Genomic DNA, 15419 nt, shown 5'->3' on the forward strand with positions numbered 1-15419 from the left:
GAGTTTTTTGCTTTATTTGAAGCTTGTTTTGGGATTTATGCAAAATGCTCGTATAATAGAGATCATGTACTTCACCTTCATTTTATAACAAAGCAGGTATACATAGATGAACTCATCCAATTCGAGCAAGAAGCTGCTTCAAGGTGCATTTATTCTGAGCAGTGCTGCTATTTTATCCAAATTGATTGGAACACTGCAGAAGATCCCGCTGCAAAATATTGCCGGAGACAGCGTTTTCGGTATATACAATACAGTCTATCCTTTTTATATTATGCTTGTTACACTCGCAACCGCCGGCTTCCCTATTGCTGTATCTAAGCTAGTCGCAGAGGCCGAAGCAAGAGGTGATGAAGAAGAGGGACGGAGAGTACTGAAGGCGACGACCATTCTGCTTGCCATCGTTGGAGGATGTCTCTGCGTCCTTACGTATTGGAGCGCACCGCTGATCGGTGGTCTAATCGATAACAGCGAGGTCATTGCATCGGTACAGGCAGCCTCTCTCTCCTTGTTATTCGTGCCTGTGATGGCAGGGCTGAGGGGGTACTTCCAGGGTCTCCAGAACATGGTGCCCACCGCGGTGTCTCAGGTTACCGAACAGACGATACGTGTGACCGTCATGTTAATTGTGCTATTTCTGCTCATGGGATATGGTGCCGGTGCAGAGGATATTGCCGCAGGTGCTATGCTGGGATCGGCAGCAGGTGGGGCGGCAGGTCTTGTCGTCATGTGGATATTCTGGCTGAAACGATCCCGGTCAAAGGGATTTCGACCAATGGAGAACAGTTCTGGAGTAAAGGCGAAACCTTTGGTCCGGGAGGAGAAATCTACAAGAGCGCTGCTCCGGACGGTACTGAAATATGCGATTCCGGTTGCTCTCGGCTCGGTTGCTGTACCTCTCATTAATATGGTCGATACATTTACCGTCCCTCGTCTGCTAAAGCAAGAAGGACTGAGCGATCTGGAAGCCATGGGAACATTCGGCATCTATAATCGGGGATTGCCGCTTGTCCAGCTTGTCACCATGCTGGCAACGTCTTTATCGGTACTATTTGTTCCCGCTCTGGCAGAAGCCAGAATCAGACAGGATCAAGCGGGAATTCAAAGACACAGCAGCCTGGCCTTGAAGTGGTTTTGGCTGATCGGACTTGCCGCTTCGGTTGGTATTATTGTGCTGGCAGAGCCGATCAACCGCATGCTGTATATGAACGCAGAAGGGACAATGACGCTTCGTATACTCGCGTTATCTGCTGCAGGGAGCACCGTTAGCGTCATCGCTGCTGCCTTACTGCAGGGGCTCGGCAGCGCCAAAGCGCCTGCGCTCATCATGCTGGCAGCAGCAGCGATCAAGACGCTGCTGAACCTCGTGCTCGTGCCGCCGCTCGGAATCAGCGGAGCGGCTATCTCGTCGGCGGCAGCCTTTGCTGCAGCTGCCGCCATGAACGCGCTGCTGCTGGCAAGGCTCCTGCAGCTGCGTGTGTCCCCCAGCGCCGCGTTACTCAAGCCGGCGCTGGTTACCGCCGCGATGGCAGCCTTCGCGGCGATCGTCTCCGCAGGCGCTGCTGTGCTGTGCACAAGCGCCGCCGGGCTTAGCGCGGATGGGAGAATCACCGCGCTCGTCCAGAGCCTGCTGGGTGTCACAGCAGGCGTGCTTGTCTTCGTGCTGGGAGCCATCCGCACGAAGCTGATTACGGCAGCAGAGATTGCCGTGCTGCCGAAGGGAGCGAAGCTCATACAGCTGCTGCAGAAGCTGAAGCTGCTGTGAGCAGCCTGCATGCTGATGACTGCATGCAGGCTGTCGGGCTGTGTTATAGTGAATACGACTTATACTATTTTGGAGGTAATGCTTATGAGCGGAGCGATCACGGTTGTTGGTCTTGGTTCGGGAGGGGAAGACCAGCTGACGCTTGGAATACTGAAGAAGTTGAAGCAAGCGAAGCGTATCTATGCACGGACACTCGATCATCCGGTGTTTCATGATCTGACAGATCTACAATTAACGATTGCTTCTTTCGATAATATATATGAAGCCAAGAGTTCTTTTCCCGAGGTCTACGATGCCATTACGGAGGAGCTGATCCATCTGGCTGCCGGAGCGGCCGCAGGGGAAGAGATTGTGTACGCTGTACCCGGGCACCCCATGGTAGCGGAAGCTACGGTCCGCCTCCTGAAGGAACGTTGTCCAGAGCGGGGAATAGAGCTGACTGTGCTTGGCGGAGAGAGCTTCCTGGATGAAGCCTTCACAAGGCTCGGCTTTGATCCAATTGAAGGCTTTCAGCTGCTGGATGCCGGTGTCATTGACGCAAGCCTGTTTCATCCCCAGCTTCATACGGTGATAGGACAGGTATATGATATGTTTACCGCTTCCGATGTGAAGCTGAGCCTGATGGAGGTCTATCCTGACGATACTCTTGTCTATGCCTGCCATGCGCTCGGAGTAGAAGGTCAGGAGCAAATTCATGAAGTTCCGCTATATGAGCTGGATCGGGTAGAGGGATATGGCAATCTGTCCTTGATTTATGTACCAAGAAGAGACGACGAGCAGCTGCGCAGACGTACCTTCAGCCGTTTGCATGAGATTGTGGCCATTCTCCGCAGTCCGGAGGGCTGCCCATGGGACCGTGAGCAGACGCATACTTCGATCCGTAAGAATCTGATTGAGGAAACCTATGAAGTGCTGGAAACCATCGATGATGATGACCCAGAGCACATGAAGGAGGAGCTTGGAGATTTGCTGCTGCAAATCATGCTTCACTCCCAAATGGAGGAGGAGCTGGGCTCATTCAACGTATATGACGTGATTGAAACGCTGAATGATAAGCTGATCTTCCGTCATCCGCATGTCTTTGGCGATAATCAAGCAGAGGATGCAGACGAGGCGCTCGCGAACTGGGAAGCGATGAAGCTGCAGGAGAAGAAGCGCAAAGGACAAGAGAACGAGGATACATCGGCCCTGGCGGGGATTCCAAGAGATCTGCCTGCATTGATGAAATCGTACAAGCTTCAGAAGAAAGCGGCCAAAGTCGGGTTTGACTGGGACGATGTGAGCGGCGTCATCGCTAAAGTCGAGGAGGAACTGGCTGAGCTGAAGGAATCGATTGCCGAGGGGCAGTCTCCACAGGAGCAAATGCTGGAGCTCGGTGACATTTTGTTTGCATCTGTCAATATTGCAAGGTTCATTGATGCGGATCCGGAAGAGGCGCTGTCTGCCGTAAACCGCAAGTTTAGCCGCAGATTCCGCTACATTGAGGAGCGGCTGGCCGAGCAGGGACGAACGGTTCATGACAGCAGCTTGGACGAGATGGAAGGTTACTGGCAGGAAGCAAAGCAAGTGCTGAAGGATTACTGATGGAACCTGTTCTTTAGCTCCAAGGTATTGCTGAGAAATGGATTCAGGAATGAAGGAAATGGAATAGCATTCCTATTCACAAGAGGCGGCCTTGTTTGACAATGGCCCCTAAAATATCGTATTCTTGATCAAACCATGGGACAAATACCGGGCTTGTCACAAAAAAAGATCCATTACAGAAGGATTTATCCGGTATAAGCAAGAATAGACAAGTAGTAAAGTTACGTGACAGGATAGCGTTAGTGCGCTAAGGCTTTAGTTGCGTATCATTTTCTTTAATTTGGGAGGCTTTTAAACATGAACAAAACAGATCTGATCAACAACATCTCTGAAAAGAGCGGATTAACTAAAAAAGACGTAGAGTCTGTACTTAACAATTTCCTGGGTGAAATTACAGATGCACTTGCAAGCGGCGATAAAGTTCAATTGATCGGTTTCGGTACTTTCGAAACTCGCAAACGTTCCGGACGTACGGGACGCAACCCGCAAACAGGAACAGCGATTGAGATCCCTGCTTCTAACGTTCCAGCATTTAAAGCGGGCAATAAACTTAAAGAAGCCGTAAAGTAAATGCGTGTTGATAAATTTCTTAAAGTGTCCAGGCTGATTAAGCGCCGTACCGTGGCAAAGGATGTCTCTGAGCAGGGGAGAGTGCTGATTAATGGACGCGAGGCGAAGCCTAGCACAAGTGTTAAGGTGGGTGACGAGATTACGGTCCAATTCGGGCAGAAGCTCGTTACGGTTCGCGTCGAACGATTAGCTGAGAGTACACGTAAGGAAGAGGCATCCAGCTTGTTCTCTGTGGTGAAGGAAGAAGCCATCGCCAAGGATAATGGACTTTTTTAAATGCCGTCAACATCATGGAAGAGCACTCTATCCCTCGGTCGGATAGAGTGCTTTTTTTCTATTCCTGGGATGTTCTAATCTCTGTATCTTGCCCATAAGCTAGGTGTAAGAAGGGAGGGGTACATGCCATGATGGAACAAACGAAACTGAAACAGCACAGCATGTCGATACAGAATCGGAAGCTGCTCGATATTACGGGTGTCATGAATGTAGAGAGCTTTGACAGTGAGGAATTTCTGCTCAAGACAGAGCTCGGTCATCTGACCATTCGGGGCAACAATTTACATATTAAGAACCTCAGCTTGGAGGAAGGATTGCTCTCAATTGAAGGTTACGTCAGCTCCCTTGTATATCTTGATCCCGGTTCTAATGCTAAATCTGGTAAGGGGCTTCTTGGCAAGCTGTTTCGATGAATCCAGAGCTTCAGTGGCTTACGCTGGGATGGATGCTCCTCTCCGGAGGGATTATGGGAATTGTGTATGACAGTTACCGGGTGCTGTCAGGCCAGTTAAGATTTCCGCGGTGGAGCATTCATATCCTTGATTTGATGTACTGGCTGATCGCAGCCTTATTTATATTTCGAACACTCTATTCGGTTAACCATGGAGACTTGAGGTTTTATGTCTTTTTAGGTCTGTTCATAGGGGTTTGGATCTATTTTTTGGTTTTAAGTGTTACGATACAAAAATTTGTGGTAATGTTAATTGGAATTGTAAAACGTTTGGCATATGTGGTTTACCGGATATTCAATGTGCTGATTGTTCTTCCGATCAAAGGGATGATAAGAATCCTGCACATTTTATTCGGATTTATCATGGCAGCTCTTATTTTTATCATCAAGATGCTGTATCAGTTGGTCAGACCGATATTGAAGCTGCTCTATTGGCCGCTTCGGCCACTGTTCAGCAGATGGAAGACGCCGATGTGGCTGCAACGCATATGGGTTCGGATTAAAGAGTGGTGGACCTACTGGTTCTAGACCACCCTGATTATGATGAAGGAGGTTCCACGGATGAGTAAACCGTCTGGACGTCATGCTCGAAGTACAACTCAAGGAAATACACAAAAATCAAAAACGACGGGGGCACGCAGGCGAATCATGCTGTGGCTTACCTTTATGATTTGCTTTACAGGGTGGGCAGGGTACACTTTCTATAGTCAGTCTGTTCAAATGGCGGACAAGAGTGCCAAGCTTGAGCAGGCGACAAAGATCAATGCTGAGGCTGAGAAGGAGAAGACTGAACTGTCCAATGAAGTGGAGCGGCTGCAGGATCCAGAATATATCGGGCAGCTGGCACGGAAGAAATACGGAATGTTTCTGCCGGGCGAAACCCCCATTTATCCAGTAGACGAATAGGACAGGCAGGTACTTTGTAATTAGACAAAATTACTGGTATTTGATGCATATATAACCGTAAAATAGGCTATAAAGCAGGCGTCCGCTCAGTTGACCTTGCTTTGTGGCATAAGGTATAATTGACATACCGCAACAGATTCAAAAATCGGGTTGTATAATTTTAAGGGAGGATCATTTTATTCTATGGCAATTGAAGTGGGCACCAAGTTAGAGGGCAAAGTGACAGGCATCACGCATTTTGGAGCATTTGTGGATCTGTCAGGAGGTGTCACGGGTCTCGTTCACATCTCGGAAATCGCCGATAATTACGTTAAGGATGTCAATGATCACCTGAAGATCAATGACGTTGTAACCGTTAAGGTCATTAACGTTGATAAAGACGGCAAAATTGGACTTTCCATTAAGCAGGCGGTAGATCGTCCTGCAGGTGAAGTACAACAACAGGCTCGTCCGCCAAGAGCACCAAGACCGGAACGCACGGGTGGAGACAGAGAACGATTTGGCGGCGGCGGCAGCGGTAGTGGCGGCGGTAGCTATAACAATCGTGAACGGGGAGGGCGTCCTTACAAACCTTCTTCCGGCAAGCCTTCGTTTGGCAAGCCTTCATTCGAGGATAAAATGTCACGCTTCCTGAAAGACAGCGAAGAGCGAATTTCGTCGCTGAAGAAGAACACGGAAGGCAAACGTGGAGGCCGCGGCGCGAAACGTATGTAAGTTATCAACCTGATCTTACGCATAGATTGTAACGTATGGAAGAACCACAGACTTTTAGAGTCTGTGGTTTTTTTGTCGCTTGTGAAGAATCGTCCGACAGGTTTCAAGTGATTTCCGGTATTCTCTTTTCATATCGCTAGCAGATTTAGGCAGAAGGGTGTATGCAAAATAGAGTAACTTGATTCGAGTGGGAATGGACGAACCTAGATGGGCACTTCATTCGCCTGTGTTTCTCTGAACTTTCGCACACTCCCTGTTTTTGTCGGAAATTTCTTTTGGCACGGTCTGTGTTTCTGACAAACTTTCACAGAACAAGCTGACTATAATGGGTACCATCAAATCAAACGATTGGGGTGCCAAATTAAATGGACAAGTGGAATGTAATACCTTTTCCTGGACTGAGAACAGGCAAAGGAGGCAAAGCCATTCGTAAAGAAGCGGGCATGAGAATCAAATCCTGGGTGGGATCGCTGAAGGCTGTACAGTTCATTGCGGAGAAGAAATGGATGATCCTGCTGACGGTAATGGGTTTTTTGCTCGGAAAGGCTATGATATTGGACGAGCTATCTCCCTTTGCCATAGCCTACTTCGCCGTCATTATGTTCCTGAGAAGAGATTTTTTGCTCCCGGTAGGGATCGCTATCTTGGCTGGAGGCTTTTTCGCTCCCTATCCCACACTGTTTACGATCGCCGCCGAGGTCAGCATTTTCTATCTACTCTATCGAGGACTCTCGTCTTTTGGCAAAACAGAGCTGTCTTACGCACCGGTGATGGTATTCACTTCAGCCTTTATGGTCAATTTGTTTACCGTCCTGATCGGACCCTCATTCACATGGTACGCGGTCCTAATGATGACCATCGATGCTGTACTCAGCTTCGTGCTCACTCTTGTCTTCATTCAGGCCATTCCCGTGTTCACCTATCGCAAGAAGAATGTAAACCTCCGCAGCGAGGAGATCCTGTGTCTTATTATTCTACTGGCATCTGTTATGACAGGGGCTGTCGGTTTTACGGTATATAATCTATCCGCAGAGAATGTATTGTCACGATATCTTATTCTTGTCTTTGCTCTAGTAGGGGGTGCACCACTTGGCGCATCGGTTGGGGTAATTACAGGACTGATCCTGAGTCTGGCCAATATGTCAGCGATCTATCAGATGAGCTTGCTTGCTTTCTCCGGTATGCTGGCGGGGATGCTGAAGGAAGGGAAGAAGCTGGCTGTCTCTCTAGGGATGCTGCTTGGCTCCTCCATTCTAGCCATTTATCTGGGCGGAACAGGAGATGTGATCACATCAACCTATGAGAGCTGTGCCGCGATCTTGCTCTTTTTACTGACACCGAAGAGTATATTGAATGTCATATCAAAATACGTGCCTGGCACGCAGGATCATAGTCATAATCAGCATGAGTATGCGAAGCGGATTCGGGATCTGACAGCAGAACGTGTAACAAGGTTCTCACAGGTGTTTAAGCAGCTGTCGAAGAGCTTTGATCAGATGTCGGAGGTGCCTGAGATCAAGCAGGGACAACAGGACATGGAGCATTTCATGAATGCTGTGGCTGACGGGACTTGTGCTGCTTGCTTCAAGCAGTCTCAGTGCTGGGACGGCAAATTCTATCAGACATACAAGTATATGACGGAGATGATGTCGGCCATCGAAGAGAATCCAGATTTTGAAGCCAAGGATATTCCTGCTTCCTGGACCAAATCCTGTGCCAAGACGGAGGCTGTATTAGACGTGATGAAGCGTCAGTACGGGCTATACCAAGATAATATGCAATGGAAGAGGCAAATATACGACAGTCGTGTACTGGTTGCCGAGCAGTTGTCCGGCGTGTCTCAGGTAATGGAGGACCTGGCACGTGAAATCCAACGTGAAACGACGATTATGCATAAGCAGGAGGATCAGATTCGTTCCGCTTTGGAGCAGCTCGGTTTATCCATTCACAGCATCGACATCATTAACCTGGACGCAGGTCATGTTGAGATTGAGATCGTACATGCTTATACGAAAGGATTTGATGAATGCCGCAAAATTATTGCACCACTGCTGTCCGATATTCTAGATGAACACATTGCTGTAGTAGAGGAGGTCATGACTTTACCAAAACAGGGTCTGGCGACGGTTACCTTCGGTTCGGCAAAAACCTATGAAGTAACCACTGGCGTTGCTGGAGCAGCCAAGGGAGGAGGACTCTTGTCTGGTGACAGCTACAGTACAGTCGAGCTCGGGAATGGAACCTTTGCTGTTGCGTTAAGCGATGGTATGGGCAATGGTGAGCGGGCGAGAATGGAGAGCAGCACGGCTCTTAACATTTTGGAGCAGCTGCTTCAATCCGGAATGGATGCCAAGCTGGCCATTAAATCCGTTAATTCTATTCTGATGCTGCGGTCTCCGGAAGAGATTTATGCCACAGTGGATATGGCACTGATCGATCAATATTCTGCCCAGTCCACCTTTTTGAAGATTGGATCAACACCAAGCTTTATCAAGAGAGGAGATGAGGTGATCCCTGTGTCTGCAAGCAATCTGCCGATAGGAATTATTAAAGATATTGAGGTTGATCTTGTCAGTATCCAGCTGAATCCGGGGGATATCGTCATTATGATGACCGACGGCATCTATGATGCACCCGGCTATGCGGTGAATAAAGAAATGTGGATGAAGCGGATGATTCAGGAGCTGGATAGCGAAGATCCACAGGAAATTGCCGATATCCTTCTAGAAAGGGTGATTCGTTATCAGCAAAATAAAATTCATGATGACATGACGGTTGTAGTCGGCAAAGTAGATCACTTCAGACCTGAATGGGCAACACTGCGTATTCCGGGAATGGATCGAATGGAACGGCCGAGAACGGTCAGCTGATCAGGCTCTATTATATAGAAGAAAAGAAAAATCCCCCCCGTTTGAATCAAATCCATACTGGAAATAATAGGAATGATCCAGTTGATTTGAAAGGGGAATGAAGGATGAAGCAGATTTTGCTGATTACAGATGGATGTTCGAATGTTGGATCAAGTCCGATTCTTGCAGCGGCGCATGCCTTGGAGGAGGGCATTACCGTCAATGTGGTCGGTGTAGTGGATTACGGGACCATTGGAGAGCTGGGATGTCAGGAGATCGATGAGATCGCGAAGGCAGGCGGGGGGATCAGCCGTATCGTCGGTACGCCTCATTTGGCCAAAACGATGCAGATGATGACACGCAAAACCGTGGTTCAGACGATTGAGATGGCGGTTAATAAAGAGCTGAAGCAAATTTTAGGCAAGGGGACATTAACGGAGCTACCACCGCATCAGCGCGCGGAGGTTGTGAAGGTAATGGACAACTTGAGTGAAACGACTCCCTTGCAGGTCGCGCTCTTAATTGATGCAAGTGCGAGCATGAAGCCCAAGCTTCCTGCTGTTGAGGAAGGAATCCGGGATTTAATGCTGAGCCTTCAAGCGCGTGAAGGCATGAGTCAAATCTCTGTATTTCATTTTCCGGGAAAGCATGGAGGCGAGGATGCTGTCAATGATATCCCATGGACGAACGATGTTCATGCCCTTCGCTCGATGTTTAACAGACTCCAGATGAGGGGAGCCACCCCTACAGGACCCGCAATATTAAAGGTGATGGATTACTACCGTTATGGTACACTAAACGAACACGAGCTTATATCTTATGATCAAGGGACTAAAGAAGGGATGCTGGGTGACTATGCCGCTGGATCCTGATTTTTCTCCTGGAACGGTGGTAACCGGCAAATGGAAACAGGGCAAGTATGTTATCCTGAGAACGCTGGGTAAGGGAGCAAACGGGATCGTTTATTTGGTTCAGCGTGAACCGGGTGGAGGCCGGTATGCGTTGAAGATGGGCTTTAATGGAGTAGACTTGCAGTCAGAAATTAATGTCCTGACATCGCTCGAAAGTCGGTATTCGCAAGCTGGACATAAGTCCGCTTCCTATCTTAAGGAAGTCGATGATTACCGGACTAATGGTATCGATATTCCTTTCTACGTGATGAAGTATGTTCGAGGTGAACCTATTCACCATTTTATTCAGAAGCATGGCTCGGACTGGATTACGATCACGGGTCTTAGGCTGCTGAAGAAGCTGGCCGAGCTGCATCGCCTGGGCTATATATTCTGTGATCTAAAGCCGCAAAATGTACTCGTCACCCGGTATGGGGAAGTTGAGCTCATTGATTACGGCGGAGTAAGTCCTGTCGGGCGCAGTGCCAAGCAGTTTACAGAATGGTATGATAGAGGATACTGGAACGCGGGAAGCCGTGTGGCAGATCCTGAATATGATGTATTTTCCTTTGCACTCCTGCTCATTCATCTCTTGGAGGGAGATGAATTACAGCGGCTTGCCGGAGAAGGCCTCCCCCAATTAAGGGGAATGGGTCCACTGACTGCATTGATTCAGCGCAGCGAGAGGCTCTCTCCATATAAAGGCTGGCTGGCACAAGCGGTTCAAGGAAAATTTGAAAATGCGGAGATCGCATTTCTACATTGGAAGAAGCACGTGTATGGACCGGTTAAACGGCAAAGAGAGTCCAGATCTGAGCCCGCTCCTAGATGGTTAATTCCGTCGTTTGCATTATCTGCTCTAATCATGGCTGGAGCGATTATGTTCCTGTTCCGCTGATGGTTTAGAGGTACATAGGCTAACCTTGATTTATAGAAAGAAGGAGCAGCATGGAAGGACGCAACAAGCTGAGCAAGACAGCACTTCAGGTGCTAGAAACGGCAGAGGCTTTTGGTTTATGGCAGCCGGGTTACCGGATCGTGGTCGCAGTATCCGGAGGAGCGGATTCTGTGGCTCTTTTACATATCCTGCACCAAATTTCGAAATACCACACACCGCTTACACTGATCTGTGCTCATGTTCATCATGGCTTTCGGGCTGAGTCTGACCAGGAAGCAGAGATCGTGAGGGAATTCGCCGAGTCTCTATTGATTCCGTTCGAGATGACAAGGGTAAATATACCGCAGTATGTCGAAGACAGTGGAAGGAACGCACAGGATGCTTCACGCGAGAAGCGGTATGCGTTTCTTCATCAGATAGCTGCCAAGTATGATGCGGATAGTATTGCTTTGGCTCATCACGCCGATGATCAGGCGGAGACGGTCCTGCTTCATTTGCTGAGGGGGAGCGGTCCTTCAGGACTCACCGGAATAAAAATTAAACGTTTTGAAAAAAACGTGGAACTTATCCGCCCTTGCTTACGTATTAACAAGACGGACTTGGTTCATCATTGTGAACAATACGATTTGCCCTATGTTGTTGACAGCAGCAATATGAGTACGAAGTACAGAAGAAATGCGATTAGACTGGATGTACTTCCTTTTTTGGGGCAATATAATGGTCAGTTTACAGAGTCACTGAATCGCTTGGCTGAGGTCATGAGTGTTGAAGATGATTATATGGATACCATCTCCCGGCAGACGTATTCCGAAATGGTTCGAAATTCAGAGGGCAGCCTGTCCTTTAAAGTGACTGATTTCAAGGAGCTACATGTCGCTTTACAACGGAGGTTGATTAAATTAATATTAAATTATCTGCCTTCGAACGATGATTTTGTTGATTTTTCGAGGATTGAAACCATTCGCAGAGGTGCGGTTCAGCATGAGCCCACAACGTGGAGCCACGATATAGGCCAAGGAATTGTTTGCATTCGGGAATATGATCATATCATTTTTTCTACCCAGAGGTCTTCTGTATTAGAGCATTATAATTACCAGTTGGATTTCTTGGATGGAGACGCTCAATTGGATCTTACTGAGATTGGCACAAGACTTCATTTATCCTGTCTGGACAGTTGGTCCAGGCCGGTTTCTGCTAGTGAAGCGCTGTTTGATGCGAATACATTCATATGGCCGCTTACGATTCGTTCGCGATTGCCTGGAGATACCATGAAAGTGATGGGATTAAACGGAAGCAAAAAGGTTAAAGATATTTTTATAGATGCCAAAATTCCTCCGTCCCTGCGTTCTCGTATTCCCGTAATATGCGATGGTGCCGGAAACATCATCTGGATTCCGGGCGTACGTCGCTCGATTCATTTCCCGGTAAGTGAAGATTCTACGTCCATCATTCGAATGCTGGTGGAGGAACTTTAGTGGGCCCGAGTGACAGTAATGGTGCAGGTAAGACTTTCATAGTATAACTTAGGAGGTTCGCGACGTTGCAGAACGATATTCAAGAAGTATTGATTAGTGAAGAAGAGCTTCAGAGCAAGATTAAGGAATTGGGAGAAATCCTGAGCAAGGAATATGCAGATCGCAATCCTTTAGTCATTTGTGTACTTAAAGGCGCGTTTATATTTATGGCTGATTTGGTGAAGAACATTACTGTTCCAGTCGAAATGGACTTTATGGCTGTCTCAAGCTATGGTGCTTCGACCAAGTCGTCAGGCGTTGTCAAAATCATTAAAGATCTAGACGCAAGCGTTGAGAACCGTGACGTCCTCATTGTGGAGGATATCATTGACAGCGGTCTTACACTCACTCACCTAATTGATCTTCTGCAGCGCAGAGGAGCCAAGTCAACGACAGTGGTAACCTTGTTTGATAAACCTTCAGGCCGGAAAGTCGATCTGGAGGCGGACTACACAGGATTTGTGCTGCCTGATGCATTTGTAGTCGGATACGGTTTGGATTATGCAGAGAAATACCGGAACCTCCCCTACATCGGGATTTTGAAACCGGAAATTTACACTAGCTGATATCCCAGCCATTGAGTAAGGATAACGTTCCTCCCTTTGTTGAGAAGGGCAGAATGGCTATGTTAAAATAACTTAAGTGTCTTGAGAGGAGGTAGGGGATGAATCGGTTCATCCGGAATTCTGGCTTTTATTTAATTTTATTTTTAGTAGTGGTCGGTATCTACCAGGTAATTAATGGTGGAAATGAAGCGGCTGATACCCCTAAATACAATCAGTTTCGGCAGGAGTTATCCGCTAACAACGTAAAGAATCTGAGCCTCCAATTTGACGGTTACACATATCGTGTAACAGGTCAATATAATGAAGTAGCTGAAGGCGAACCAGAGAATTTCATTACGTATATCCCTTACACTGAGACTGCTGTACAGGAAATCGTAGAGGCCAGCGAGACCAATGGCTTTGAACTTGAGCAACAACCGATGAAGGGTGACAGCATTTGGCTGACACTGCTAACATCGTTTATACCTCTTATTTTAATGTTTGTTCTATTCTTCTTTCTGTTCAATCAGGCACAGGGCGGCGGCGGCAAAGTAATGAACTTTGGCAAGAGCCGTGCACGTCTGTATAACGAAGAGAAGAAGAAGGTTACTTTTGAGGATGTCGCAGGAGCTGACGAAGAGAAGCAGGAGCTTGTCGAAGTCGTGGAGTTCTTGAAGGATCCTCGTAAATTTGCGGCAGTTGGCGCAAGAATTCCAAAAGGGGTTCTGCTTAACGGACCTCCGGGAACAGGTAAGACGCTCCTTGCTCGTGCAGTTGCAGGAGAAGCAGGCGTACCGTTCTTCAGTATTTCGGGTTCTGACTTCGTCGAAATGTTCGTCGGTGTCGGTGCATCCCGTGTACGTGACTTGTTTGAGAATGCGAAAAAGAATGCTCCATGTATCATCTTCATTGACGAGATTGATGCGGTAGGTCGTCAGCGCGGCGCCGGACTCGGCGGCGGTCATGACGAGCGTGAGCAAACGCTCAACCAGTTGCTCGTTGAAATGGACGGCTTCGGTGCAAATGAAGGTATTATCATTATTGCTGCGACGAACCGTCAAGACATTCTTGACCCAGCCCTTCTCCGCCCAGGACGTTTTGACCGTCAAATCACGGTAGACCGTCCGGACGTTAAAGGCCGTGAGGCAGTTCTGAAAGTACATGCGCGCAACAAACCACTTACGAAAGACGTTAAGATGGATGTAATTGCGAAGCGTACTACTGGGTTTACCGGTGCAGACCTGGAGAACCTGCTGAATGAAGCAGCCCTTCTGGCTGCAAGACGTAATCGTAAAGACATCTCCATGCGTGAGATGGATGAAGCGATTGACCGTGTCATTGTCGGTACAGAGAAGAAGAGCCGTGTAGTCAGCGATCGCGAGAAGCGCATTGTCGCTTATCACGAAGCAGGCCATACGATTGTCGGATATTTCTTGGAGCATGCCGATATGGTTCATAAAGTAACGATTGTCCCACGTGGACGTGCAGGCGGATATGTTATCATGATGCCTAAAGAAGATCGTATGCTTGCAACGAAGCCAGAGCTGCTTGACCGTATTACTGGTTTGCTCGGCGGACGTGCTGCCGAAGAAATCTTTATCGGTGAAATCGGAACCGGTGCATACAGTGACTTCCAACAAGCGACAGGCATTGTACGCAGCATGGTTATGGAATATGGTATGAGTGAGAAGCTCGGACCTCTTCAATTTGGCAACTCTCAAGGACAAGTCTTCTTGGGACGCGATTTTGGACACGAGCCTAACTATAGTGATGCGATTGCACATGAAATAGACCAAGAGATGAGACGCATGATTACAGAATGCTATGATCAAGCTAAAGAATTGCTGAACAAGTATTCTAAGGAAGTGCACCTGATTGCTGAAACTCTTCTTGAGAGAGAAACCCTTGATCTTGAAGATATTAAGCAGTTGATTGAGAAAGGTGCCATTACAGACAATGGTTCTGATTCATCTGGAGGTTCTTCTGAGAGCGGCGAGCCTGTCATCGACAATGTCGGTGATGTGCGTGTTCGCATTCAAGGTAAAGAGAACAACGGATCTCAGCCTGGTGATGTTTCCAATGATGGTCCGAGTCAGACAGAGCCTGACACATCATCATCTAATCCAGAGTCTGGGGATGCGAATTCACCAGATCATAACAAACCAACGACGTAATGAATGAGTCATAAAAGAGATTAAACCGGAGAACGCAGGAGCGTTCTCCGGTTTTTTTGATTTAACATGGACAATGCCCCTTAATTTGCGACAATTTTGTGAATTGACACATAGAGGAACCTTCTGTAAATTAGGTGTAAACCTGAATCAGCTTCATGGACTCAGAAATTCAAGTGAGAATGAAATTGATCCACCGATGGTATTCGTATGTCGTACTTTGTGAATCGAATAACAAGCGATGGCATCACAAAGGTGAAAGCGGTTTTTAATCTATTGCTTATATAAG

Annotated in this window: 14 protein-coding genes; all 14 read left to right on the top strand. The window is 47.7% G+C overall.

Features of this window, described 5'->3' with window-relative positions:
• Positions 1 to 106: 106 nt before the first annotated feature.
• The 14 genes from ACFSVM_RS18935 to ftsH all read left to right on the top strand — a co-directional run bounded on the left by ACFSVM_RS18935 (position 107) and on the right by ftsH (position 15133).
• Positions 107 to 1762: a putative polysaccharide biosynthesis protein gene (locus tag ACFSVM_RS18935; RefSeq protein WP_379263889.1), complete on the top strand. Its 1656-nt coding sequence runs from the start codon at positions 107 to 109 to the stop codon at positions 1760 to 1762.
• A gap of 84 nt (positions 1763 to 1846) precedes the next feature.
• A complete protein-coding gene (locus ACFSVM_RS18940) occupies positions 1847 to 3346 on the top strand; it encodes a bifunctional methyltransferase/pyrophosphohydrolase YabN (protein WP_379263891.1) in 1500 nt (499 codons plus the stop codon).
• A 297-nt stretch (positions 3347 to 3643) separates the two neighbouring features.
• Positions 3644 to 3916: an HU family DNA-binding protein gene (locus ACFSVM_RS18945; protein ID WP_047914152.1), complete on the top strand. Its 273-nt coding sequence runs from the start codon at positions 3644 to 3646 to the stop codon at positions 3914 to 3916.
• Positions 3917 to 4192: an RNA-binding S4 domain-containing protein gene (locus tag ACFSVM_RS18950; RefSeq protein WP_076315644.1), complete on the top strand. Its 276-nt coding sequence runs from the start codon at positions 3917 to 3919 to the stop codon at positions 4190 to 4192.
• 128 nt (positions 4193 to 4320) lie between these two features.
• Positions 4321 to 4605 (top strand): sporulation protein YabP, encoded by a 285-nt coding sequence (gene yabP, locus ACFSVM_RS18955; RefSeq protein WP_076315643.1) that lies wholly within the window; start codon positions 4321 to 4323, stop codon positions 4603 to 4605.
• Positions 4602 to 5171 carry a spore cortex biosynthesis protein YabQ gene (yabQ, locus tag ACFSVM_RS18960; RefSeq protein WP_076315642.1) on the top strand — a complete coding sequence of 190 codons (570 nt, stop codon included), beginning with the start codon at positions 4602 to 4604 and terminating at the stop codon, positions 5169 to 5171. The genes yabP and yabQ overlap by 4 nt, the downstream gene beginning before the upstream one ends.
• A 33-nt stretch (positions 5172 to 5204) precedes the next feature.
• Positions 5205 to 5549 carry an FtsB family cell division protein gene (locus ACFSVM_RS18965; protein WP_076315641.1) on the top strand — a complete coding sequence of 115 codons (345 nt, stop codon included), beginning with the start codon at positions 5205 to 5207 and terminating at the stop codon, positions 5547 to 5549.
• Positions 5550 to 5732: 183 nt separating this feature from the next.
• Positions 5733 to 6263, top strand: coding sequence for a S1 domain-containing RNA-binding protein (locus ACFSVM_RS18970; protein WP_076315640.1), 531 nt, complete (start codon positions 5733 to 5735; stop codon positions 6261 to 6263).
• A 365-nt stretch (positions 6264 to 6628) separates the two neighbouring features.
• Positions 6629 to 9133: a stage II sporulation protein E gene (gene spoIIE / locus ACFSVM_RS18975; RefSeq protein ID WP_379263895.1), complete on the top strand. Its 2505-nt coding sequence runs from the start codon at positions 6629 to 6631 to the stop codon at positions 9131 to 9133.
• A 104-nt stretch (positions 9134 to 9237) separates the two neighbouring features.
• Positions 9238 to 9984: a hypothetical protein gene (locus ACFSVM_RS18980; RefSeq protein ID WP_379263897.1), complete on the top strand. Its 747-nt coding sequence runs from the start codon at positions 9238 to 9240 to the stop codon at positions 9982 to 9984.
• The gene (locus ACFSVM_RS18985; protein ID WP_379263934.1) at positions 9968 to 10900 is read left to right on the top strand and encodes a serine/threonine protein kinase; all 933 of its coding nucleotides are present in this window, start codon (positions 9968 to 9970) and stop codon (positions 10898 to 10900) included. Before ACFSVM_RS18980 ends, ACFSVM_RS18985 begins: the two co-directional genes overlap by 17 nt.
• Before the next feature lie 50 nt (positions 10901 to 10950).
• The gene (gene tilS, locus ACFSVM_RS18990) at positions 10951 to 12375 is read left to right on the top strand and encodes a tRNA lysidine(34) synthetase TilS (RefSeq protein ID WP_379263899.1); all 1425 of its coding nucleotides are present in this window, start codon (positions 10951 to 10953) and stop codon (positions 12373 to 12375) included.
• A 65-nt stretch (positions 12376 to 12440) separates the two neighbouring features.
• Positions 12441 to 12980 (top strand): hypoxanthine phosphoribosyltransferase, encoded by a 540-nt coding sequence (gene hpt / locus ACFSVM_RS18995; protein ID WP_090727856.1) that lies wholly within the window; start codon positions 12441 to 12443, stop codon positions 12978 to 12980.
• 98 nt (positions 12981 to 13078) lie between these two features.
• Positions 13079 to 15133: an ATP-dependent zinc metalloprotease FtsH gene (ftsH, locus tag ACFSVM_RS19000; RefSeq protein WP_379263901.1), complete on the top strand. Its 2055-nt coding sequence runs from the start codon at positions 13079 to 13081 to the stop codon at positions 15131 to 15133.
• Positions 15134 to 15419 lie beyond the last annotated feature (286 nt).

Origin of the sequence: Paenibacillus shunpengii (assembly GCF_042684905.1) — a bacterium.
GTDB classification, from domain to species: Bacteria; Bacillota; Bacilli; order Paenibacillales; family Paenibacillaceae; genus Paenibacillus; species Paenibacillus shunpengii.

Coding starts and splice junctions, on each gene's coding strand:
- ACFSVM_RS18970 (WP_076315640.1), top strand. CDS start 5,733: ATGGCAATTGAAGTGGGCACCAAGTTAGAGGGCAAAGTGACAGGCATC.
- yabQ (WP_076315642.1), top strand. CDS start 4,602: ATGAATCCAGAGCTTCAGTGGCTTACGCTGGGATGGATGCTCCTCTCC.
- ftsH (WP_379263901.1), top strand. CDS start 13,079: ATGAATCGGTTCATCCGGAATTCTGGCTTTTATTTAATTTTATTTTTA.
- ACFSVM_RS18965 (WP_076315641.1), top strand. CDS start 5,205: ATGAGTAAACCGTCTGGACGTCATGCTCGAAGTACAACTCAAGGAAAT.
- ACFSVM_RS18935 (WP_379263889.1), top strand. CDS start 107: ATGAACTCATCCAATTCGAGCAAGAAGCTGCTTCAAGGTGCATTTATT.
- ACFSVM_RS18940 (WP_379263891.1), top strand. CDS start 1,847: ATGAGCGGAGCGATCACGGTTGTTGGTCTTGGTTCGGGAGGGGAAGAC.
- ACFSVM_RS18950 (WP_076315644.1), top strand. CDS start 3,917: ATGCGTGTTGATAAATTTCTTAAAGTGTCCAGGCTGATTAAGCGCCGT.
- ACFSVM_RS18980 (WP_379263897.1), top strand. CDS start 9,238: ATGAAGCAGATTTTGCTGATTACAGATGGATGTTCGAATGTTGGATCA.
- tilS (WP_379263899.1), top strand. CDS start 10,951: ATGGAAGGACGCAACAAGCTGAGCAAGACAGCACTTCAGGTGCTAGAA.
- ACFSVM_RS18985 (WP_379263934.1), top strand. CDS start 9,968: ATGCCGCTGGATCCTGATTTTTCTCCTGGAACGGTGGTAACCGGCAAA.
- spoIIE (WP_379263895.1), top strand. CDS start 6,629: ATGGACAAGTGGAATGTAATACCTTTTCCTGGACTGAGAACAGGCAAA.
- ACFSVM_RS18945 (WP_047914152.1), top strand. CDS start 3,644: ATGAACAAAACAGATCTGATCAACAACATCTCTGAAAAGAGCGGATTA.
- yabP (WP_076315643.1), top strand. CDS start 4,321: ATGATGGAACAAACGAAACTGAAACAGCACAGCATGTCGATACAGAAT.